Below are 20,952 nucleotides of genomic sequence, written 5' to 3'. Positions count from 1 at the left end.
GCTCGCGCAGAATGACGAGGGCTGGAGCAGCCAACGCAAACGGGCAGGGTCCCCAGTGGGGATCCGGCCCGTTCTGCAAGAACAGCTAATCGAGCAGCAGCGCGGGCTCCTCGAGCACCGAGGCCACGTCGGCCACGAAGCGCGAGATCACGTCACCGTCAACCACGCGGTGGTCGAACGAGCCACCCACGGTCGTAACCATGCGCGGGCGCACCTCGCCATCGACGACCCACGGCTTCAGCTTGATCGTGCCCATCGCCATGATCGCAACCTCACCGGGCACCAGGATCGGCGTGCCGAAGTCCATGCCAAACACGCCAATGTTCGTGATCGTAATCGTGCCGTTGGACATTTCGGCCGGCTGCGTACGGCCATCGCGGGCCGTGAGGGTCAGCTGCTCGATTGCTCGCGCGAGGTCGAGCAGGCTGAGCTCCTGCGCATCCTTAATGTTCGGCACGATCAGGCCGCGGGGCGTGGCCGCGGCGATGCCGAGGTTCACGAAGTTGTGGTGAATGATCTCGGTCTCGGTGAACGTCGAGTTAATCTCGGGGTTGCGGCGTACTGCCCACAGCATCGCCTTTGCGAAGATCAGCAGCGGCGATACCTTTACGCCCGCGAAGTCGGTCGAAGCCTTGAGTCGCTTCACGAACTCCATGGTGCGGGTCGCGTCAACGTCGGTGAAGACGCCCACGTGCGGTGCGTCGTTCGAGCTCGCGGCCATTGCCTTGGCGATCTGCTTGCGCACGCCCTTCAGCGGAACGCGCACCTCGCGTGCCGCCTGCGGCTCGGGCGTCTCGATGTTGCGGAACACGCGCGCCTGCGACGCGTTACGCACGACGTCGTCGCGCAAGATCTCGCCCGCGATGCCACTTCCCTCGATCTGGGTGAGGTCGACACCGAGATCCTTCGCGAGCTTCCGGATCGGGGGTTTTGCAATCACCGGTGAGGCATCCGCCACAGGAATCACGGCCGGCTTGGTGCCCGTCAACGGCGGCTCTCCCCCGCGACGGCGACGCGACTTCGCGGCACCTCCGGTGCCATAGCCGACGAGCACGGCGCCGCCGGCTTCTTCTGCCGGGGCCGCCTCGACGGGTACAGCAATTTCGGGTGCAGCAGCCGGGGCGGCCGCAGGAGTCACGGTCTCAGCCGGCGCGGCAGCGTCGGGCACCGATCCGGCACCATCGGCCACGGTCACCCGCAGGATCGGTTCGCCGACCGGCACGGTGTCGCCGACCTCGGCGAGCACCTCGGTGACGACGCCCGCGAAGGGTGACGGTAGCTCGACGAGCGACTTGGCGGTCTCAATCTCGCAGATCACCTGGTTGAGGGTCACGGTGTCGCCGGGGGCGACGAACCAGGTGACGATCTCGGCCTCGGTGAGCCCCTCGCCTACGTCGGGGAGGGGGAAGCTCATCTCGCTCATGTCGGCTCCTTCTGGGTGGTGCTGCCTGGGGCGGTACCCAAAATCTGGTGGGTACCTCGTGATGGTGAAGTGTACTGGGCCTAGTAGTGCATCGTGCGGTCGACGGCCTCAAGCACGCGGTCCGCATCGGGCAGGAAGACACCTTCGAGGTGCGCGGGCGGGAACGGCACGTCGTAGCCCGACGCCCGCAACACGGGCGCCTGCAGGGAGTAGAACGCATGCTCCGCGACGTATGCAGCGATTTCGCTGCCGACGCTCGCATTGCCCGAGGCCTCCTGGGCGACGACGAGGCGGCCCGTCTTGCGCACCGACCCGAGCAGCGGCTCGAAGTCGATCGGCGAGATGCTGCGCAGGTCGACCACCTCGATGCTCGTGCCCTCTGCTTCGGCGACCTCGGCGGCCTGCATCAGGGTGGTCACCATGGCACCGTAGCCGACGACGGTGCAGTCGGTGCCGGTACGAGCGACCCGGGTCGTATGCAGATCGGTCGCGGGCTCGTCAAAATTGACGTCGCCCTTCTGCCAGTACTTCGCCTTGGGCTCGAAAAACAGCACCGGATCGGGTGATTCGATCGCCTGCTGAATCATCCAGTAGGCGTCGTTCGCAGTCGACGGTGCGACGACGCGCAGTCCCGGGGTGTGCGCGAAGTACGCTTCGGGGCTTTCCTGGTGGTGCTCGATGGCGCCGATGTGCCCGCCGTAGGGCACCCGGATCACGACGGGCATCTGGATCTTGCCGTCGTGGCGACTCGTAATCTTGGCGAGCTGCGACACGATCTGGTTGAAGGCGGGGAAGATGAAGCCGTCGAACTGGATCTCGACGACGGGGCGGTATCCGCGCATCGCAAGCCCGATCGCACTGCCGACGATGCCCGACTCTGCGAGCGGGGTGTCGAGCACGCGGGCCGAGCCGAACTCTGCCTGCAGCTTGTCGGTGACACGGAAGACGCCGCCGAGCGGGCCAATGTCCTCACCCATCAGGATGACGCGATCGTTGGCCGTCATCGCGGCGCGCAGGCCCTCGTTAATGGCCTTCGCGATGGGCAGCTGCCGCGAGATTGCGCTCGCGCCTGGGTTCACGCTGATGGTCGCACTCATGCGCCGGCCTCCTGGTCTTCGAACGATGCTTCGTAGCGGGCAAGCCACTCACGCTGTTCCTCGATGCGCGGGTGCACCTCGCTATATACGTTTGCGAACATATCATCGGCGTCAGGCACTGGGAGCGTCAGAATGGCCTCGCGCACTCGCTTCGCTTCGCGGTCTGCGGCCTCGTGGGTCTCGGCGAAGAACTCGTCGGTCACACCAAGCGAGCGAAGATATGCCTCAAGTCGCATGAGCGGGTCGCGCTGCTGCCAGTACTCGAGCTCGGCGTTCTCGCGGTAGCGCGTAGGATCGTCGCTCGTCGTGTGTGCGCCGATACGGTAGGTGAGCGCCTCGATGTAGCCGGGGCCGGCACCCTCGCGGGCGAGGCGCAGGTAGCGGCGGCTCACGGCGTAGGCTGCGAGCGGATCGTTGCCGTCGATCTGCACGGCACGAATGCCGAAGCCGAGCGCGCGGCGGTACAGCGGCGTGCGCGTCTGGCGCTCGACGGGCACCGAGATCGCCCAGCCGTTGTTCTGCACCATGAACAGCTCGGGCGTCTGGTAGCTCGCGGCGAAGATCATGGCCTCGTTGGGGTCGCCCTGGCTCGAGGTGCCGTCACCGTAGAACACGACGGTCGCCTCGCCAGTGGCGGTGCCTGCCTCGCCGGGGTCGAGCACCGAACCGGCGGAATCACCCGCAGCGAGCGCGCGCATCTTTGCGTCGAGCACCTGCCCGAGCGCGTATCCGGTGGCGTGCTGCGTCTGTGAGCCGAGCACGAGCGTGTACTGGTGAAAGTTGCCGTTGGCCGGGTCAGTGATGTCCCAACCGCCGTGGGTCACGCCACGAAACAGTGAGGCGACCCGCTCGAACGGTACGCCGCGCACCTTCGCGACGGTGTGCTCGCGGTAGGCGGGGAAGATGTGATCCTGCGGTTCGGTCGCGTGGGCGAGGCCGACCTGGCAGCCTTCTTGACCAACGCTCGGCACCCAGAGGGCGAGCTGGCCCTGGCGCTGCAGGTGTGTGCACTCGGTGTCGAAGGCACGGGTGCCCGCCATATCGACGTACCACTGCTTGAAGTCTTCGACTCCGACGCCCTCGAGCTCGCTCGCGAACTCAGCTGCCGTCGCTGAGGGGGCGTAGCCGCCCGCGTCGTCGAGAAAACGGATCGGATCAGGATCGCTACCCGTGTGCAGGGGGCCCGCAGGGGTGCTGCGCACAGCGCTGGGAGAGTTCTGCTCGGTCATCTATGCCAGTGTAATCATGCACCATGACTGGGACAGGATATGAGCCGCTTTCACTGCAATTTCGTGGGCGGCCGTGCTCTTCCTCTGGGGCCACGCTTGGGGGTTATGGCGCTCAATAACCCCCACATTTGGCCCCAGCCGGAGTGTTGGCAGCGGTGGGAGTGCGAAGCCGCCAGGGACCTGGTGTGAGGCTCACCGCCGAAGAACCTGCGGGGGAAGTTCCGCTTATGGGCCCTTCTAAAGCGGAAGAACCCGCGCATATTTGACAGGCGGTGCCTTTGGGGGCGAGGTGATCTGGGGCCGGTGAGCTGGAGGCTTGATCCGGATCGCGGCTGCGCCGCTCACCTGTGCGTAATCCACGACGGGTGGACTGCCAGCCACGCGCTCGACTAGTCGGCGAGGTGCGCGTGCACGATGCGCAGCGCCTCGGGCAGGCTTTCCGCCTCGCCGACCGAGATGCGCACGCCGTGGCCCGGGAAGGGGCGCACGAGCGTGCCGGCCTCGACGAAGTCGGCGGCGAGCGCCTGCGCATTCGGCACACCGGTTAGCTCGGTACCGCCCTGACCGGAACCACCCTGACCTGCGGCAGCCGCGCCTGCCGCAACCTCGGGAATCCAAACGAAGTTCGCTTGTGCATCGGGCACCGCAAGGCCCAGCTCACGCAGCGCTGACACGAGCGCATCGCGGCGGGCGACGAGCTCAGCAACGCGTTCGTCGTGCACCACCGTGGCCTCGGGGGCCAGCGAGGCGAGCGCAGCCGACTCGGCGACGCCGGTCACTGACAGGGGAATCGCGACGCTTGCGGCGGCCGCCAGAATCGCGGGGGAGCCGACGCCATAACCGATGCGCAGCCCCGCGAGCCCGTAGGCCTTCGAGAAGGTGCGCAGCACGACGAGGTTGGGGTACTGCGTGAGCACGTCCTCGCCGCGCACCGCGCCGGGGTCGGTGACGAACTCTCGGTAGGCCTCGTCGAGCACCACGAGGGTATCGCTGGGTACGCGGGCCATGAAGCGGTCGAACGCGTCGCGCTTCAATGCAGGGCCCGTCGGGTTGTTGGGCGTGCACAGCAGCACCACGCGGGTCGCGTCGGTGATGCGGTCGGCCATCGCGTCGAGATCGTGCTCGGCGGTGCCGGTGAGCGGCACGGCCACGGGGGTGGCGCCCGAGGCGAGGCCCAGTGACGGGTACGCCTCAAAGCTCGGCCACGCGTACAGGTATTCGTCGCCCGGGCCCGCCGCGGCATGCACGAGCTGGAACAGCAGGGTCACCGATCCGGCACCGAGAGCTACGTGATCGGGCCCGACGCCAAAGAGCGCGCCGATGGTCTCGCGCAGCTCGGGCATTGCGGCGCCGGCGTAGCGGTTGGAGTCGGCCGCGCGAGCGGCGACGGCCTCGAGCACGCCGGGCAGCGGGCTGAACGGATTCTCGTTGCTCGAGAGCTTAAAGCCGGGCTTGGTGGGCGCGGCCCCCTGCTTGTACGCGGGCGCGGCCAGCACGCTTGCGCGGAGTTTGACGGGGGGAGTCGCCTGTTCGCTCATGAGCACACAGTCTAGTGATGCCGCGGGCACGGCTACGCAGGGAGTCGACTTCCCGGCAGCATCACACTTGCCGCTGCCAGAATTGGCACATGCGTTCTGTAATTCGGGTATTGGTTGGCGCCTTCGCGCTGTGGCTCACCACGCTCATCGTCGGCGGCACCGGCGATCACGGGGTCTGGATCGTGCCCATCAGCGATGACGAGTACGCCCCGCTCATCACACTCGTCCTCGTGGCGCTCGCGTTCGGCCTCGTGAATGGCACACTCGGTCGCGTCGTGCGGTTCGTGTCCATTCCGCTGTACATCATCACCCTCGGCCTGTTCGGACTGATCGTGAACGGACTCATGTTCGCGCTCGTGGGCTGGTTGTCCGACCTCGCCGGCTTCGGGTTGAAGGTCGAGACGTTCTGGTGGGGCGTGCTTGCGGCACTCGTCATGTCAGTGCTCTCGGGCATCATGAACGGACTGCTCGGCACCGGCAAGAAGAAGAAGCCCTAACGGCCGCTACCACCAGCCGAAGCTGGCGTCGATGACGCTGGGCTTGCCGTTTTTCCAGCTGATCTCGCCCGAGAGCGACGAGCTTGACCGGTCGAGGCGTGCGGAGGCCGAGCTGCTGCGCACCTCAAACTCGTACTCCTCGGTTCTAAACGACTTGGCGCCCACGTCGCTCAGCGCCTTCGGGTACTTTGACACTTTCAGCTCGGACAGCCGAGTGTTGCGGGTGATCGCGGGGCAGCTGGAGTCCATGTTGCTCGACACCACTTCATTGCCGCCCACCCGCACGCAGCCGTCAGCGTAGGCGGCCGCCTGCGCGAGAACCTCTTCCTCAAACGCGCCATTGAGCTCGGCGGCGAGCCGCACTTCGGGCCACGTTTCGGGGTGCCCCGCGACCAGGCTGTCGCCCTCGCTCGTGAGATAGGCACCCAGGTCGCCCGCCGCGACCCCGTACACGCCAGGGTAGACATACACGGTGCCCGTGTCGTCACCCGTCATGGTGTCGGCGATCACCGTCTCAACCCCGGCTACCTGCACCGCGACGGGCATATCGCCCGCGCTCACGGGGCCGGTCAGCGAGATCGTTGCCTCAACGACGAGCGGCTCGTTGAGCTCCCAGGTCTCGAGGAGGAGCCACTCGTTGGGCCCGTGATCGACCGTAAACTCGCGCTCAAACTCCTCGCCAGCGAGCGACATGCGCGCCAGCACACGCGCAGATTCGCCCGAACGGTCCACCGTCTCGACCGAAACCACATCGATGCGCTCGTCGGCCGCCCCCAGCACCTCGTCGGTGAGCAGCGAGGCGTCGGCCACGGCCGGGTCGACGAGCTTCGCGGCCTTCTGGGCCTCACCGCTCGCGAGCAGGCCGAGATACTCCTCAACCTGGGCCGCCGGATCGCGCGAATCGTTGATCAGGGACACCGCCACCGCGGCACCGCCGGCGAGCAGCGCGACGCCCACGCCCACGCTCGCCCAGAGGATGGTGCGGCGTTTGGAACGGCGCCTGGCCGGGCGGGGAGCCTGCGGCGGAGGCGCCTGACCCCCGGGAACACCATTGCCGCCGAACCCTCCGGACGGCGCATTGCTGACAGGGGCTCCGAACGTCGGAGCCGGAGGTGCAGGCATCGGCACAGGCGCGGCGGCGGGCGCTGGCCAAGACGGCGCTCCCGGAACAGCGGGCGGAGCCGGCAGCGGCTGCGGAGGCGCAGGCATCGATGCCGGCAGCGGGGGAGGCGGCATCACCGCCGTGGGCGCCGTCGACGAATCCACGAACGTCGCAGTCGGAGCCTCATCCATGTCACCCGGTTCGGGCCACTCCGCCGCATTAGGGGTCGGAGGCAGCGGCGGGTTCCAGGGCTCATTCGGAGGAGGCAACGTCATAGCTCGAGCCTAGCAACCGGCCAGAAACGCCCCGCCTGCCTCCGACGACGACTGCTCTTACACCCCAATGTTTCCCGTGAAACAGCCTGCTGAGGCGCTGCGATCCGGGCGCCGTGGCTGATCCGGATCCCGCTCACGAGCGGCCCGCAGCCGCGTCGTGCACCCCGCTTGCTCGCGGGCCGGGATCCGGCGCCGCAATAGATGGGAGAATAGTGGGAGATTTGCCCGTTATTCGCCGACACCGCACGGAGACAACATGACGACCCTGCCCCCTCAGCCCATCAGCCCGCTCGATGGCCGCTACCGCGCCGCGGTCCAAGACCTCGGCAACACGCTCTCGGAGGCGGGCCTGAACAAGGCGCGCGTGCACGTCGAGGTCGAGTGGCTCGCCTACCTGACCGAGCACTCGCTGCTGGGCGGAACGCCGATCGCAGCCGAGCAGCTGGCAAGCCTGCGCGAGTGGGCCGCGAACTTTGGGCAGGCCGAGATCGACGAGCTCGCTGAGACCGAGCGCGTCACCCAGCACGATGTGAAGGCCGTCGAGTACCTCGTGCGCGCACGCCTCGAGCAGCAGGGCCTCGGGCACCTCGCCGAGCTGACGCACGTGTGCTGCACGAGCGAAGACATCAACAACCTGTCGTACGCGCTGACCGTGAAGCAGGCCGTCGCCGATGTGTGGCGCCCCCGCTTCGTCAAGGTGATCGCCGAGATCGCACGCCAGGCCGAGGAGTACCGCGAGCTGCCGATGATGAGCCGCACGCACGGTCAGCCCGCGACGCCCACGACGCTGGGCCGCGAGCTCGCCGTGTTCGTGTACCGTCTCGAGCGCCAGCTCAACCAGATCGATGACATCGAGTACCTGGGCAAGTTCTCGGGCGCGACCGGCACGTTTGCCGCGCACCTCGCTGCCGATCCCGCCGTTGACTGGGTGCAGGTGTCGCAGGAGTTCGTTGAGGGCCTGGGCCTCGATTGGAACCCGCTGACCACGCAGATCGAGTCGCACGACTGGCAGGCCGAGCTGTACACGCGCATCGCACACGCGAACCGCATTCTGCACAACCTCGCGACCGACATCTGGAGCTACATCTCCATCGGGTACTTCCGCCAGATCCCCGTGGCGGGCGCTACCGGCTCGTCGACCATGCCACACAAGGTCAATCCGATCCGCTTCGAGAACGCTGAGGCGAACCTCGAACTGTCGAACGCGATCCTCGACTCGCTCGCCGCGACGCTCGTGACCAGCCGCTGGCAGCGCGACCTGACCGACTCGTCGGCACAGCGCAACATCGGCGTGGGCATTGGCCACTCGGTGCTCGCACTCGACAACATCGTGAAGGGCCTGGGCCAGATCGATGCGGCACCCGAGGCGCTCGCTTACGACCTGGACCACAACTGGGAGGTGCTCGGCGAGGCGATTCAGACCGTGATTCGCGCTGAGGTGACCGCCGGTCGTTCGACGATTTCTGACCCGTACGCGGCACTCAAGGAGCTCACGCGCGGGCGCCGGATCGGCCAGGCCGATCTCATCGAGTTCGTGTCGGCGCTCGAGATCGGCGACGAGGCGAAGCAGCGTCTGCTCGCGCTGACGCCCGCGACCTACATTGGCGACGCGGTGCGCCTGGTCGACTTCCTGCAGCGGTAGTTCGTTCGCTCGGCCACAGATGCCCCAGTTTGTTTGTTTTAGAACCGTCTAAAGCAAACAAACTGGGGCATCTGTTCGTTTCCGGGAGGGGGGCGGGGCTGGAAGGGGCTCGGAAAGTGGGTACCGCTATGTCGCCAGCCGCAACCCGGCACTACCCAGGCGGATAGGCCAGAGTGGAGGTACTCCATGAAAGGACGGCCGTGACCAACGCAGATCTCCTCGCCCATTTTAACCGCCCCACCACTCGGCACCGATTCACCGCCCGCACCGTGACCGTGGCTGCGGTCACTCAGGTCGAAAACTTCATTCGGGTGAGCCTCGCCAGCCCTGAACTCCATGACTGGGCGAGCACCGGCCCGTCGGACCATGCCCGCGTCTTCTTTCCGGATCCCGACACCGGTGTGCTGAACGCTCCTGCCCCAGCCGGTCACGACACCGACGGCATAGTGCGCCCCGACCTGCCGATGCACGGCCGCGACTTCACCCCGATGAACATGCGCGAGCTGCCCGAGACCGGCGAGCGCGCCTTCGACCTCGACATCCTGCAGCACGCCAACGCCGGCCCCGCCTCACGGTGGGCCGCGGGCGCCCGGCCGGGGGACCAGCTCGTCGTCGTGGGGCCCCGTGGTTCGCGCGAGGTCGCCACTGACGCACCCCGCGTGCTCTGCTTCGTGGACGGCACGGCGCTGCCAGCCGCCGCGCGCTGGGTATCGGAGATGCCTGCCAGTGCCGATGTTCGGGTGATCGTTGATGCTGATGAGGCCGCAGCTGAGACGCATGACGCTGGAGCCAACACTCACGTTGATGCAGACTCTGTAGCTGGATCGGTCACTGACGCTGCGGAGTCCGCTCGGCGGTACCTGCGCGCGCAGTGCGGCCGGGATGTCCCGGTCACTGCCGCTACCGACGGTTTCGTCGCGGCTGCCACGGCGGCTGGCATCGACGCCGACACGTACGTGTTCGTGGCCGGTGAGGCGACCTCGCTCATTCCGCTGCGCAGGCTGCTGCGCCACGAGCTCGGGTTGCCCCGAGAGCAGTACGCCGTCACGGGCTACTGGCGACGCGGCGACACGGCGTTCGATCACCACGCACCGATCGACCCGACGGACCCCGACGAGTAGGCCAACCATCGCCAGGCCGCGCAGATGCCCTAGTTTGGACGCTTTAGACGCCTGAAAAGCGTCCAAACTAGGGCATCTGCGCGGCCACGGGTCGGTACGATGATTCCATGGGCACCTCACCGCAGCGGGCGCGACGACGCGTTTCCCTCACCGCAGTGCTCGACGAGTTCTTCTTCATCTTCGCGGGCGTCGCCGCCGTCTGGCTCGGCTGGCTCATGCTGGGCGACAGTCTCAGCGTCGGCTGGTTCGGCATCGCCTACCTTCTCGTGTTCTGGGGGATCCTGGCCTACCTGACGCTGCCCCGGCTGCACCGCATCCTCACGAGCATCTACGTGCCCGACTACTTCATCGGCCGCGCCCGCACGAGCGACGGCCTGCTCGGCGACCCCGTGAACCTCGCGTTGCGCGGCCCCGAGGCCGAACTGCACGCGGCCCTGGAGCGCGCCGACTGGATCCGGGCCGACCCCGTCACCCTGCGCTCCAGCCTGCGCATCGTAACCTCGACCGTGTCGCGCTCGAGCTACCCCGAGGCCCCGGTCAGCCCCCTGTTTCTCTTCGGCCGCATGCAGGACTTCGCGTACCAGCAGGAGGTCGCGGGTAATCCCGCCAAACGCCACCACGTGCGCTTCTGGCGCACACCCGACGGCTGGCTACTGCCCGGCGGCACCCGCGTCGACTGGCTCGCCGCGGGCACGTTCGACCGTGCGGTGGGCTTCTCACTGTTCACCCTCCAAATCACGCACCGGATCGACGCAAACATCGACATCGAGCGGGATTTTGTGGTCCAGAGCCTGCTAGGTTCTGGCCCCCATGTGGGAGTCGTACACCTCCCCGACTTCTCGACCGGTTATCACTCGCGCAACGGCGGCGGCGATAGCGTGCACACCGACGGCGACCTGCCCATCATCGAAATCGCCGAGATCGACCGGCACGACATCTCCAGGGCCGATACAGACCACAGAACGGGGGCGACGACCAATGACTGAGCTCCCCGCAAAGCGCGGCGTCACCAGCGACGCCGTCGATCTCCTGGCCTCGGCGACGCACACGGACGTCAATCCCGCGGTGCGGGGTCCTCGCCCGTCGGCGCTCACGGGCGGAGCCATACTCGTATGGTTGCGTGCGCTAGGCGGCCTACTGTGGCTCGCCGGGTTCGCGAGAGCGCTCCCCGAGGTTGCTCACGATATTGACCTCTCGCGCGACGAGCAAGACTTACTTCTGGGCATCGTGGTGACGGTGGATCTCGCCTGGGTGATCTTGCTCGCGGTCATGGCGTGGCTAGTGCTTCTCGGCAGCAACGCGGCCCGCATGCTCGTGATGGCGGGCACTACCCTCAGCATCACGGCGGCAGCACTCGCCTACTTTAGCTCGGGCGAGGAGATCACCGTGCGCACGACGCTGCTCACAGTGACGCTCGACATCCTGATCCTGCTGGCGTTATCAAGCAAAGACGCCCGCGCGTGGTCGCGCGGGCGTCGAAGGAGCCGCCGCATGGGCAGCTCGGAGTCTCAGGCGTAGAGGCTTAGTGCCAGACGTCGTCGGGGCTCTGCAGGTCCTTGCGAGCCTCGTCGTCCTCGTCACTCGGCTTGCCACCGAGCCCGATGAGCGCGACCATCATCACCGAAACGATGAATGCGACGCCGAGAAAGATAAGTGCAAGTACCCAGTCGCGCGTCGTGAGCATGACGACCAGGCCGGCAAAAATAGCGAGGACGGCCGAGAAGCCAACCAGCTCAAGCGGGCGCAGCCGGTCCCTGCGCGACGGGGTCACTGGATCGTGCTTGGCAGAGTCAGACTTAGACATCGTGTGCTTTCGTTAGAGCTTGGAAATACGAGCGAAGAGTGTGGCAGCGGTTACTGCGGCTGGGCGTTCGCGGCCGTGACAGCGGCAGCAGCACCGGCAGCGCGGTTGTCGAACGCTGAGATGCCGAGGAAGACACCTGCGAGCACCGCGTATGCCCCGAAGAAGCCAATCACGGCGACCGGATCATTGCGGAACACGAGGATCAGCATGGACAGCAGCACGCCCAGTGCGCCGAGCAGCAGCGCATCCTGACGGGAGCCCGGCTGCACGAAGGCACAGATGAACTCGAGCAGCCCGCTCACGAGCGCCCATACGGCCAGCGTGATCGAGACGAGCGTGGTGACGCCGAGATCGGGCGAGGCCATGCCGCTCAGCGGAACCAGCACGGCGGCGGCGATCGCCACGATGCCGAGCATGAGCGCGATCGGAGAACCACCGCGGCCACGTGCAGCCAAGGCATGCAGCAGGTGGGCGATACCGAGGCCGGCGAGCGAGATGCACAGCAGTGTTTGGTCAAAGCCGATCTGCTCGTGCATGGGAGCCGTGAATGCCACCGCGAGACCGGCGACGATCAACACGATCACGCGCACCAACCGAATGGCGCGGGACACCTGCACGGGAGGGGTCACCGCTTCGGCCGCTTGCATGTTTGCCGCAGTCATAGTGCTCCCCTCGAAGTAACCCAACCAGTCTATCGCGCCGTTCTGGGCATGCCTGAGTGCCCTGCGGGGCGCCCGACAAGACACCCGGCAAGACACTCAGCAAGGCAGCCGTGCGATCAGGGCGAAGCCTCCGCTACACCCCGCTCGGCATGTCAGCAAAGCGCGAGTAGTGGCCCTGGAACGCAACGGTGACGGTGCCCGTGGGGCCGTTACGCTGCTTCGCGAGGATGAAGTCGGCCTCACCCGCACGCGGGCTGTCGCGGTCTCCCACGGCCTCGCGGTGCAGCAGGATCACCATATCGGCGTCCTGCTCCAGCGAACCCGACTCACGCAGGTCGCTGATCGCGGGCATCTTGTCGGCACGCTGTTCCGACGCACGGTTCAGCTGTGACAGCGCGATCACGGGCACGTCGAGCTCTTTGGAGAGCAGCTTGAGGGCTCGCGAGAACTCACTGACCTCTTGCTGACGGCTCTCGACCTTCTTGCCGCTCGAGAGCAGCTGCAGGTAGTCGATGACGACCATGCGCAGCCCGTGCTGCTGCTTGAGTCGGCGGCACTTGGCACGAATCTCCACGAGCGTCAGGTTGGGGCTGTCATCGATGAAGAGCGGCTTCTCGGCGATGCGCGCTTGCGTGGCGGCGAGCTTCTGGAAGTCGCGATTGTCGAGGGTGCCCTTACGCAGCGTCTGCATCGGGATCGTAGCCTCGGCGGCCAGGAGTCGCATTGCGATCTCGGCGCGGCCCATCTCGAGTGAGAAGAAGACGGTGGGGGCGTCGGCGTGCACCGACGCGTTGCGGGCCACGTCGAGCGCGAGCGTCGACTTACCCATTGCGGGTCGGGCCGCGATGATGATCATCTGGCCACCAGCGAAACCATTGGTGAGGGCATCGAGCTCGGTGAAGCCGGTGGGCACGCCCATCATGCCGCCGGTGGAGTTGCTGGCCTTGCTGATCTCTTCGAGGGCGGCGTCGACGGCGAGCGAGAGCGGCACGTAGTCCTCGCCCTGCGACTCACCAGTAACGCCGTAGATCTCGGACTGCGCGACGTTGACAAGGTCAATCGCCTCACCCTCGCCGGCGTAGCCCATCTGCACGATGCGGGTGCCCGCCTCAACAAGCCGACGCAGCAGCGCCTTCTCGGCGACGATCTCAGCGTAGAAGCTGGCATTGGCGGCGGTCGGCACGATACTCGTGACGCTGTGCAAGTAGTCGACGCCGCCGGCACGCTGCAGCTCGCCGAGCTTCGTCAGCTCATCGGTGATGGTGATGACGTCGGTGGGCTCGCCGCGCGAGTAGAGCGACAGCACCGCCTCGTAGATCACCTCGTGCTTGGGCACATAGAAGTCGCCGCCGGTGAGAATACCCGTGACGTCTGCCACAGCGTCCTTCGACAGCAGCATGCCACCAAGGGCGCTCTGCTCCGCGAGCAGGTCGTAGGGCGGCGTGCGCTCAAAGCCGCGCGACGACCCCTCCTGCTCAAACTCGTCGGGGATACCGAGGTGTGCAATCGACACGCGACTACTCCTTAACTACTGCAAAAACTAAGGCGACCAGCGCCGGGAAACTACTACGCCTCGCGTTCACGCTAGGCGGCCGCGCACACGGGGGCAATATCGGTCAAATTGACCTGTGGATAACTATGTGCAAAACTCGCGAGTTTGTGCGGGAGTTTCTCCACACCTCTGGGGATAACCTGTGGATGGAATCCATGCTGTTAACACAAAGAGGCCCGTGACCTGGGCTTTACACTTTCCACAGGTGGAAAGTTATTCAACCTTCAGGTCGGGGTTGAGTCTCAGCCTACAGCGGCACGCTGTGGAGAACTCGTACGAATTTTCGATTGACGCCACGCCCGGAAGCGCATACGGCGACACCCGCAATTTACGCGCGATTCACCAAAACCGCCACAAGAAACCAGTCCAAGAAACCAGTCCAAGAAAACGCAAACGGGGCGGCGGCTCCGTGAGGAACCACCGCCCCGCAAGGCAACTACCAAGCTTTAGCGCTGGGCAATAACCTGGAGCGTGATGCGAGCGTCAACGCCCTCGTGCAGGTGCACGACAGCCTTGTACTCACCGGTCGTCTTGATCGCGGGAAGCACGACCTTACGCTTGTCGATCTCGCCCATGCCGGCCTCAGCGACAGCTGCAGCAACTGCAGCGCCCTTGATGGAGCCGAAGAGGCGTCCACCGGTGCCGGTCTTAGCGAACAGGCGAACCTTGCTTGCCTGCAGCTTGTCGCGGAGCGCCTGAGCGTCCTCGACCGAAGCGAGTGCACGTGCGTCGCGAGCTGCGCGCAGCTGCGCAACCTGAGCCTCGCCGCCACGGGTCCAGTGGACACCGTAGCCCTGGGGCACCAGGTAGTTACGTGCGTAACCGGTCTTGACGTCTACGACGTCACCGGCGGATCCGAGGCCAACGACCTCGTGAGTGAGAATTACCTTCGCCATGATGTGCTCTCCTTCGCGGCTTAGCGGCCGGAGCCGGCGTAGGGGAGGAGTGCCATCTCGCGGGCGTTCTTCACGGCCTTCGCGATCAGTCGCTGCTCCTGAACGGACACGCCGGTGATCCGGCGTGCGCGGATCTTGCCGCGCTCAGAGATGAACTTCCGCAGCGTCGCGACATCCTTGTAGTCGATGACGCCGACGGTCTGCTTCTTAGCGGGGGCGACGGTCTTTGCGTTCTTACCGCGACCCGGCTTGCGGCCTGCGCCGCTGGACTTGCCTGCCATTGTGGTCTCTTTTCGTGATGCGTTCCGAGAAACGGAACAAGAAGTAAATCGAAGCTCGCGCCCTAGAAGGGCTGCTCGTCGTCGAAGCCGCCACCAAAGCCGCCGCCCGACCCACCCTGACCAGAACTGGTCCAGGGGTTGTCCTGCTGCGTCTGAGGCTGCTGCGGTGCGGCAGCCGGCTGTCCCCAGCTCGGCTGACCCGCGGGCTGCGCGCTTCCGCCGCCGCCAAAGCCACCCACCTGGCCACGCGCTTGACCGCGTGAAACCTGTGCTGTAGCAAAGCGAAGCGACGGGCCCACCTCTTCGACCTCAAGGTCGAGTGAGGTGCGCTGCTGCCCCTGGTTGTCGGTGTAGCTGCGCTGAGTCAGACGACCCTGCACAATTACCCGCATACCCTTCGTGAGCGATGCCGCGATGTTGTCGGCGTATTCGCCGTACGCGCGGCATCCGAGCCACAGCGGTTCGCCGTCAGACCAGTCGCCCGACTGGCGATCACGCACGCGCGGGGTCGAGGCGATACGGAACGTAACCCACGACTTACCGGCCTGGCTTACGCGGGCCTCGGGATCGGCAACGAGGTTACCGACGACTGTGACTAGCGGCTCTCCGGCCATGGGTTACGCGCCAGCCTTAGCAGCTGCGCGAGCAGCCTTAGCTTCGTCGCGCTTAGCCTGAGCGGCACGCTGAGCGTTGATCTCGTCGGTGCGGAGCACCTTCGTGCGCAGCACGGCCTCGGAAAGGCCCAGCTGACGATCGAGCTCTGCAGTGGCTTCGTGCGAAGCGGTGAAGTTCACCACAACGTAGATGCCCTCGGTCTGCTTCTTGATCTCGTATGCGAGGCGACGCTTGCCCCAGATGTCGACGTTCTCTACTACGCCTTCAGCCTTGCTGATGACGGAGAGGAACTTCTCCATGCTGGGAGCCACGGTACGCTCGTCGATACCCGGATCGAGGATCACCATGAGTTCGTACGGATGCATGTACTGACCCACCTCCTTCGGACTTCACGGCCACAGGATTTCTGTGACAGGAGGGTGTATTTGCATCGTGCCCACGCGCGACAAGGGTAGCCACGCACAGACAACTTAACTAGCTTACCACTGATATGGGCAGGGCCCTACTCATTGGGCAAGGTTTCTGGCACGACTCGGCGAAATACTTCCACGGCGCGAATCGGCTCGCGCTGACCGCCCACGTGCTCCAGCTCGTCTCCATCGACAAAGACCTGGGTGGCGTGCGCGCGCAAGGCCGCGATCTTGCGATCGAGCCACGGGGCGACATCGTGTGCTTCGTAAACATGATCCGGATCATCGCCCGCGGCGGCCTGGGCCTCTGCGGTCGTAACTTCCCAGAACGGGATCATGAGGGCCTGCGCGACGGCGCGGGCGAGACGGTGGGAGAGGACATGGTCGGGGTGGCCGTAGCCGCCCCCGTCGTCGTAGCTGACGATGGCCTGCGCGCCCGACTGCTGCGCGGCGGCGAGCAGGTCGGTGAGGGGCTCGACGACGGGCACGCTCGTGAGCGCGTCGATGCCGGCGTCGGGGCCCGCGGTGGCGCGGCCGTCTTCGCCCCAGGCCATGCCCGAGTCCTCATAGATGGTGGGCGGGTGGCCTTCGGCGCGTGCGGGCTCGACGCCTAGGAAGACGTGGCGCCCGAGACCGAGCATGCCGATCGCGGTGCGCAGCTCGTTCTGGCGGGCGACCGCGAGGCCGTGGGGGGCGGCGAGCGCCTGCAGCGGCCCCGCCATGACCTCGCCGCGTTCGCCGCGGGTCATCGTGACGAGCAGCGGCTCGCGGCCGGCCTCGGAGAGCGCGGCGAGGGTGCCGCCCGTGGTGATCGTCTCGTCGTCGGGGTGGGCGTGCACGAACAGCACGCGGGCGCGGCCGTCGAACCAGTTCGCAACGTCGGTCAGGTCGGTGGGGGTCGCGTCGGGCGTCTCGTTAGGCATCGCTCGGGGTTCCTTCTGCGTTCTGGGTCTGTTGTTCGTTCTGCTGCGCGTTCCACCAGGCGAGCAGCCGCTCGGTCGCGGCCTCCTCACCGACGGGGCCCTCGTCGAGGCGTAGCTCGAGCAAGAACTTGTAGGCCCGGCCGATCACGGGGCCCGGCTTCACACCGAGCAGCGCCATGATCTGTTCGCCGTCGAGCTCGGGGCGCACCGCCGCAAGCTCCTCAGCCTCAGCAAGCTCCTCGATCCGGCGCTCGACATCGTCGTAGGCGTGCTCGAGCCGCTCCGCCTTGCGGCGGTTGCGGGTCGTGACGTCGGCGCGCGTGAGGATGTGCAGCTGGGCGAGCTCGCCGCCCGCGTCGCGCACGTAGCGGCGCACGGCCGAGTCGGTCCAGGACTGGTCGCTGTAGCCAAAGAAGCGCAGGTGCAGCTCGATGAGGCGGGCGACCCGCTTGATGGTGTCGTTGTCGAAGCGCAGCTCGCGCAGCCGCTTCCTCGCCAGCTTGGCACCCACGACGTCGTGGTGGTGAAAGGTGACGCCGGTGGGCTCGAAGCGGCGGGTGGCGGGCTTGCCGATGTCGTGCAGCAGCGAAGCGAGGCGCAGCACGATATCGGGGTCGCCGTCGGGGCCGGTCTTGCGCACGCTCTCCAGCTCGATCGCCTGACGCAGCACGGTGAGGCTGTGCTCGTAGACGTCCTTGTGGCGGCCGTGATCGTCTTGCGTCTCGAGCAGCGCCGTGAGCTCGGGGAGGAACCGCTCGGCGAGGCCCGTGTCGACGAGCAACCGAATGCCGGGCACCGGATCGTTCGCGCTGAGCAGCTTCACGAGCTCGTCGCGAATGCGCTCGGCCGAGATAATGTCGAGCCGGTCGGCGAGGCGCACCATGGCCTCTTGGGTGTCGGGTACGACCTCGAAGCCGAGCTGCGCGGCGAAGCGGGCGGCGCGCAACATGCGCAGCGGGTCGTCGGTGAACGACGCCTCGGGGGCTCCCGGTGTGCGGATCTTGCCCGCGACCAGATCCTCGACGCCGCCCGATACGTCGACGAGCTTCAGCTCGGGCAGCATCAGCGCGAGCGCGTTGATCGTGAAGTCGCGGCGCACGAGGTCGCCCTCGATCGTGTCGCCGAAGGTGACCTCGGGCTTGCGGGAGTCGTCGCGGTAGATCTCGGCCCGGTAGGTCGTGATCTCGACGGTTTCGCTGTGCACGCGCGCGGCGATCGTGCCGAAGTCGCGGCCCACATCCCAGATCTTCGCGCCGAGCGCCTCGAGGATGGCGCGCGTCTCCTCGGGTCTGGCCGAGGTGGTGAAGTCGAGGTCGGTGACCGGGCGGCCCAGCATTGCATCGCGCACGGGGCCGCCGACGAGGGCGAACTCGTGCCCGGCGCGGGCGAAGGCTTCGGCGAGGGTGGCGACGGCGGGGGCCGCGGCGATCTCGCGCAGCGCGACCATGGAATCGGCGACAGATGGCATCCGTCAATCGTACCTGGGGGCCCTGGGGGTGAACGCTCCCTACACTTGATGCATGCGCATTCGCTCCCTTATTGCTGCCGCTTCGTCAGGCGTGCTGTCGCTCGCGTTGGCATTGGGGGGCGCGCTGCCCAAGGTGAACACCACCGACACCACCGACACCACTGCTGCCAGCGAGCCCGCGCCGGAGCCGACGCTCGTCGTGGCACCGGGGGAGCCGGTGCTCACCGACCCGAACGGTCCACTCACTGTCGATGCCCTGCTGCGCAACCCGAGCGACACCGAATTGGCGGCGGGGGAGCTGCTGCTCGAACTCAGCGTCGCCCCGGTCAAGAGCGTGGACGCGCTCGATAGCCCCGACGGCCTCACCTACTCAAAGCTCGCCACGAGCGAGCTCGGCACCACGAAGGCGGCGGGCGGCCCGGCCGACACCGCTGACATGCCTGACCAAACCGCAGCGGGCACTACCGCCGGCGACGCACCCGCCAATGGCGACACCCCCGCTCTACCCGTCATCGATCCCGGCGAGCAGCGCGCCTCCGTCGAGGTGACCGCGGCCGAGTTGCCGTTCACGAACACCACCGCCCCCGGCACCTATGTGTTGCGTGCGAGCTACACGGCCGAGGGTGCCGACGCCCCCGCCGCCACGGCGACGACCCCGCTCGTGTGGCGCGGATCCGGAGAGCACAAGATCGCCCTGAGTATGATCGTGCCGTTCGTGCTGCCCGCGAATGTGCAGACCATGCCCACGCGCGCGCAGCTCGGCGAGCTCACGCCCGGCTGGGACCGGCTGCTCACCGGCGCCGAGGCCGCGAAGGCGACGCTCGCGATCGATCCGCGCATCATCGCGGGCATTCGCAGCTACGGCGTAAACGCTCCCGAGGCGGCGCGCGACCTGCTCACGCGCCTCGAGGCGACCACGAGCCCGAGCTTTCTGCTGCAGTTTGGTGACGCCGACGTCGCCGCGCAGGCCGCGCTCGGCTTCACCTCGCTCATGAGCCCCTCGAGCCTCGAGTTCGTCACGCGCTTCGGAGAGTTCGAGGCGCCCGCGGGTGAAGGTGCGGCGAACGGCGCCGGATCAAGCGCGTCCGCGACTGACTCTGCGTCTGACCCGCAGGCCGACTCTTCAGCCGACGCTTCAGCCGACGCTGGTGCCGTCGACGCGAATGCCGACGGCGCTAACGGCACCCCCGATACCAAGCCGTCCGCGGACGCCACCGAGGGTGCCGAGGCCACGGTGGCCCCACCCACCCTCACCGAACTGCTGAAGTGGAACGGCGACGTCGCCGCCTGGCCCGCCGAGGGCAACGTCGACCAGGGCACGATCGACCTATTGAAGGTCTCGAACATTCCGGCGGTCGTGCTCGACTCGGGCAACGTGAAGCACTCGGGCGGCCCGCGCGCCGACCTGCCGAACGGCACCGTCGTCGTCACCGACGCAGGGCTCGGCCAGGCGGCGTCCCAGGCACTCGCGGGCACCACCGCCACCGACCAGGCCGCGGGCCTCGCGCAGCTGGCCGGCGAGCTCGCCGTGCGCGCACAGGCCGGCGGCCCCGGGGTGGCGATCGGGCTCGACCGCGCGGTGGTGGCTGATGTGGAGGATCCGGAGCGGATACTTGCCGCGCTTGCCGAGCTTGATTTTGTGCGCGCTACCCGCGTGTCCGATCAGGAGGCCGGCACGGCCGCGCTGAAGGGCGCGGGGGCGTTGGAGGATCGGCTCGCGCTGTTGCGATCGGCGGCGAATCGCGAGGCGGCCGTGAACGAGGTGGGGGCGGTGCTCGAGCATCCCCAGTATTTGAGCGGGTATCAGCGCACCCGGCTGCTGCAGTTGTTTGCGACGCGGTATGCGCCAGCCGACGCGGGATTTGACGCCGCCGCGACGAAGTATCGCGCCCGGGATGCCGAGCTGCTCGAGGGCGTGCAGGTGATTAGCACCGAGCACACGCAGCTCGTGGGGGTGTCGACGAGCGTGCCCGTGCAGCTGCACAATTCGCTGCCGTTCGATGCGATCGTGAAGGTGACGGCGGAGCCCGTGTCGGCCGCCATTGACGTGGAGGAGCGCGTGTTCGATGACGTGCGCGTGGCCGCCGAGGGCAATGAGCGCGTGCTCGTGCCGGTGCACAGCCGCGTGACGTCGGGGGTATCTGGCATCGTGGTGACCGTGAGCGCCACGAGCGGCAATCCGACCGTGTTTACCGGCACACTCGAGCTCTCGATCAGCACAACGGTGGAGACCGTGGGGCTGTGGGTGCTGGGCGTGGGCGCGGTCGTATTGTTTGTCGCCGGTATTTTCCGCAGTCTCAAGAAGCGGCGCAAGCATGCGGCGAAGGCCGCGGCTGAGGGGTCATCCCAGGGCGATGAGTCGGGCGCTACTGAGGAGTCGTCAAGCTCAGCGGAATAGTGCGCGCCTAGGATGGGTT

At 66.9% G+C, this 20,952-nt stretch carries 20 protein-coding genes; 6 read left to right on the top strand and 14 right to left on the bottom strand.

Annotated features, from left to right (window positions below):
* Nucleotides 1-85: 85 nt before the first annotated feature.
* From C795_RS0105430 to C795_RS0105415, 4 genes are all read right to left on the bottom strand, one after another.
* A complete protein-coding gene (locus C795_RS0105430; protein WP_017792741.1) occupies nt 86-1,423 on the bottom strand; it encodes a dihydrolipoamide acetyltransferase family protein in 1,338 nt (445 codons plus the stop codon).
* An 80-nt stretch (nt 1,424-1,503) separates the two neighbouring features.
* Nucleotides 1,504-2,520 carry an alpha-ketoacid dehydrogenase subunit beta gene (locus tag C795_RS0105425; RefSeq protein ID WP_017792740.1) on the bottom strand — a complete coding sequence of 339 codons (1,017 nt, stop codon included), beginning with the start codon at nt 2,518-2,520 and terminating at the stop codon, nt 1,504-1,506.
* On the bottom strand, nt 2,517-3,749 hold the full coding sequence (locus tag C795_RS0105420) for a thiamine pyrophosphate-dependent enzyme (protein WP_017792739.1): 1,233 nt from the start codon (nt 3,747-3,749) through the stop codon (nt 2,517-2,519). Before C795_RS0105420 ends, C795_RS0105425 begins: the two co-directional genes overlap by 4 nt.
* 389 nt (nt 3,750-4,138) lie before the next feature.
* Nucleotides 4,139-5,287, bottom strand: a complete 1,149-nt coding sequence (locus C795_RS0105415) for a histidinol-phosphate transaminase (protein WP_017792738.1) — start codon at nt 5,285-5,287, stop codon at nt 4,139-4,141.
* A gap of 89 nt (nt 5,288-5,376) precedes the next feature.
* Between C795_RS0105415 and C795_RS0105410 the strand changes: the two genes are divergently transcribed.
* Nucleotides 5,377-5,784 (top strand): phage holin family protein, encoded by a 408-nt coding sequence (locus C795_RS0105410; RefSeq protein WP_026139476.1) that lies wholly within the window; start codon nt 5,377-5,379, stop codon nt 5,782-5,784.
* Between the two features lie 6 nt (nt 5,785-5,790).
* On the opposite strand, the gene C795_RS0105405 is transcribed toward C795_RS0105410, so the two are convergent.
* Nucleotides 5,791-7,161: a hypothetical protein gene (locus C795_RS0105405; RefSeq protein ID WP_157486980.1), complete on the bottom strand. Its 1,371-nt coding sequence runs from the start codon at nt 7,159-7,161 to the stop codon at nt 5,791-5,793.
* Nucleotides 7,162-7,417: 256 nt separating this feature from the next.
* Here C795_RS0105405 and purB point away from each other — a divergent pair, with 256 nt between their 5' ends.
* The 4 genes from purB (at nt 7,418) to C795_RS0105385 (ending at nt 11,442) form a co-directional block, all read left to right on the top strand.
* Nucleotides 7,418-8,803: an adenylosuccinate lyase gene (gene purB / locus C795_RS0105400; protein WP_017792735.1), complete on the top strand. Its 1,386-nt coding sequence runs from the start codon at nt 7,418-7,420 to the stop codon at nt 8,801-8,803.
* 200 nt (nt 8,804-9,003) lie between these two features.
* Nucleotides 9,004-9,924 (top strand): siderophore-interacting protein, encoded by a 921-nt coding sequence (locus C795_RS0105395; protein ID WP_017792734.1) that lies wholly within the window; start codon nt 9,004-9,006, stop codon nt 9,922-9,924.
* Nucleotides 9,925-10,031: 107 nt separating this feature from the next.
* On the top strand, nt 10,032-10,910 hold the full coding sequence (locus tag C795_RS0105390; protein WP_026139474.1) for an LssY C-terminal domain-containing protein: 879 nt from the start codon (nt 10,032-10,034) through the stop codon (nt 10,908-10,910).
* Nucleotides 10,903-11,442, top strand: a complete 540-nt coding sequence (locus tag C795_RS0105385; RefSeq protein ID WP_026139473.1) for a hypothetical protein — start codon at nt 10,903-10,905, stop codon at nt 11,440-11,442. Before C795_RS0105390 ends, C795_RS0105385 begins: the two co-directional genes overlap by 8 nt.
* A 4-nt stretch (nt 11,443-11,446) precedes the next feature.
* Here C795_RS0105385 and C795_RS0105380 read toward each other — a convergent pair whose 3' ends face one another.
* From C795_RS0105380 to C795_RS0105340, 9 genes are all read right to left on the bottom strand, one after another.
* Complete coding sequence (locus C795_RS0105380) at nt 11,447-11,728, bottom strand: hypothetical protein (protein WP_017792733.1); 282 nt, start codon at nt 11,726-11,728, stop codon at nt 11,447-11,449.
* Between the two features lie 50 nt (nt 11,729-11,778).
* The gene (locus tag C795_RS0105375; protein WP_017792732.1) at nt 11,779-12,390 is read right to left on the bottom strand and encodes a DUF308 domain-containing protein; all 612 of its coding nucleotides are present in this window, start codon (nt 12,388-12,390) and stop codon (nt 11,779-11,781) included.
* A 133-nt stretch (nt 12,391-12,523) separates the two neighbouring features.
* Nucleotides 12,524-13,903: a replicative DNA helicase gene (dnaB, locus tag C795_RS0105370; protein WP_017792731.1), complete on the bottom strand. Its 1,380-nt coding sequence runs from the start codon at nt 13,901-13,903 to the stop codon at nt 12,524-12,526.
* Between the two features lie 485 nt (nt 13,904-14,388).
* On the bottom strand, nt 14,389-14,838 hold the full coding sequence (gene rplI, locus C795_RS0105365) for a 50S ribosomal protein L9 (protein ID WP_017792730.1): 450 nt from the start codon (nt 14,836-14,838) through the stop codon (nt 14,389-14,391).
* Nucleotides 14,839-14,858: 20 nt separating this feature from the next.
* Nucleotides 14,859-15,119, bottom strand: coding sequence for a 30S ribosomal protein S18 (rpsR, locus tag C795_RS0105360; RefSeq protein WP_017792729.1), 261 nt, complete (start codon nt 15,117-15,119; stop codon nt 14,859-14,861).
* A 62-nt stretch (nt 15,120-15,181) separates the two neighbouring features.
* Nucleotides 15,182-15,733, bottom strand: a complete 552-nt coding sequence (gene ssb, locus C795_RS0105355) for a single-stranded DNA-binding protein (RefSeq protein WP_017792728.1) — start codon at nt 15,731-15,733, stop codon at nt 15,182-15,184.
* Between the two features lie 3 nt (nt 15,734-15,736).
* A complete protein-coding gene (gene rpsF, locus C795_RS0105350; protein WP_017792727.1) occupies nt 15,737-16,099 on the bottom strand; it encodes a 30S ribosomal protein S6 in 363 nt (120 codons plus the stop codon).
* Nucleotides 16,100-16,236: 137 nt separating this feature from the next.
* Nucleotides 16,237-17,067, bottom strand: coding sequence for a PIG-L family deacetylase (locus C795_RS0105345; RefSeq protein WP_017792726.1), 831 nt, complete (start codon nt 17,065-17,067; stop codon nt 16,237-16,239).
* Nucleotides 17,060-18,535, bottom strand: coding sequence for a CCA tRNA nucleotidyltransferase (locus C795_RS0105340; RefSeq protein WP_017792725.1), 1,476 nt, complete (start codon nt 18,533-18,535; stop codon nt 17,060-17,062). The genes C795_RS0105345 and C795_RS0105340 overlap by 8 nt, the downstream gene beginning before the upstream one ends.
* Before the next feature lie 52 nt (nt 18,536-18,587).
* Here C795_RS0105340 and C795_RS0105335 point away from each other — a divergent pair, with 52 nt between their 5' ends.
* On the top strand, nt 18,588-20,933 hold the full coding sequence (locus C795_RS0105335; protein WP_017792724.1) for a DUF6049 family protein: 2,346 nt from the start codon (nt 18,588-18,590) through the stop codon (nt 20,931-20,933).
* Nucleotides 20,934-20,952: the final 19 nt, after the last annotated feature.

The organism is Leucobacter salsicius M1-8 (assembly GCF_000350525.1).
GTDB lineage: Bacteria > Actinomycetota > Actinomycetes > Actinomycetales > Microbacteriaceae > Leucobacter > Leucobacter salsicius.
The sequence above is the reverse complement of the archived record's forward strand: the minus strand, read 5'-3'. Positions and strand labels throughout refer to the sequence as shown.

What these genes read in the sequence shown, in the direction of transcription:
- C795_RS0105430 (WP_017792741.1), bottom strand. Translation starts at nt 1,423, where the DNA reads ATGAGCGAGATGAGCTTCCCCCTCCCCGACGTAGGCGAGGGGCTCACC.
- C795_RS0105425 (WP_017792740.1), bottom strand. Translation starts at nt 2,520, where the DNA reads ATGAGTGCGACCATCAGCGTGAACCCAGGCGCGAGCGCAATCTCGCGG.
- C795_RS0105420 (WP_017792739.1), bottom strand. Translation starts at nt 3,749, where the DNA reads ATGACCGAGCAGAACTCTCCCAGCGCTGTGCGCAGCACCCCTGCGGGC.
- C795_RS0105415 (WP_017792738.1), bottom strand. Translation starts at nt 5,287, where the DNA reads ATGAGCGAACAGGCGACTCCCCCCGTCAAACTCCGCGCAAGCGTGCTG.
- C795_RS0105410 (WP_026139476.1), top strand. Translation starts at nt 5,377, where the DNA reads ATGCGTTCTGTAATTCGGGTATTGGTTGGCGCCTTCGCGCTGTGGCTC.
- C795_RS0105405 (WP_157486980.1), bottom strand. Translation starts at nt 7,161, where the DNA reads ATGACGTTGCCTCCTCCGAATGAGCCCTGGAACCCGCCGCTGCCTCCG.
- purB (WP_017792735.1), top strand. Translation starts at nt 7,418, where the DNA reads ATGACGACCCTGCCCCCTCAGCCCATCAGCCCGCTCGATGGCCGCTAC.
- C795_RS0105390 (WP_026139474.1), top strand. Translation starts at nt 10,032, where the DNA reads ATGGGCACCTCACCGCAGCGGGCGCGACGACGCGTTTCCCTCACCGCA.
- C795_RS0105385 (WP_026139473.1), top strand. Translation starts at nt 10,903, where the DNA reads ATGACTGAGCTCCCCGCAAAGCGCGGCGTCACCAGCGACGCCGTCGAT.
- C795_RS0105380 (WP_017792733.1), bottom strand. Translation starts at nt 11,728, where the DNA reads ATGTCTAAGTCTGACTCTGCCAAGCACGATCCAGTGACCCCGTCGCGC.
- C795_RS0105375 (WP_017792732.1), bottom strand. Translation starts at nt 12,390, where the DNA reads ATGACTGCGGCAAACATGCAAGCGGCCGAAGCGGTGACCCCTCCCGTG.
- rplI (WP_017792730.1), bottom strand. Translation starts at nt 14,838, where the DNA reads ATGGCGAAGGTAATTCTCACTCACGAGGTCGTTGGCCTCGGATCCGCC.
- rpsR (WP_017792729.1), bottom strand. Translation starts at nt 15,119, where the DNA reads ATGGCAGGCAAGTCCAGCGGCGCAGGCCGCAAGCCGGGTCGCGGTAAG.
- ssb (WP_017792728.1), bottom strand. Translation starts at nt 15,733, where the DNA reads ATGGCCGGAGAGCCGCTAGTCACAGTCGTCGGTAACCTCGTTGCCGAT.
- rpsF (WP_017792727.1), bottom strand. Translation starts at nt 16,099, where the DNA reads ATGCATCCGTACGAACTCATGGTGATCCTCGATCCGGGTATCGACGAG.
- C795_RS0105345 (WP_017792726.1), bottom strand. Translation starts at nt 17,067, where the DNA reads ATGCCTAACGAGACGCCCGACGCGACCCCCACCGACCTGACCGACGTT.
- C795_RS0105340 (WP_017792725.1), bottom strand. Translation starts at nt 18,535, where the DNA reads ATGCCATCTGTCGCCGATTCCATGGTCGCGCTGCGCGAGATCGCCGCG.
- C795_RS0105335 (WP_017792724.1), top strand. Translation starts at nt 18,588, where the DNA reads ATGCGCATTCGCTCCCTTATTGCTGCCGCTTCGTCAGGCGTGCTGTCG.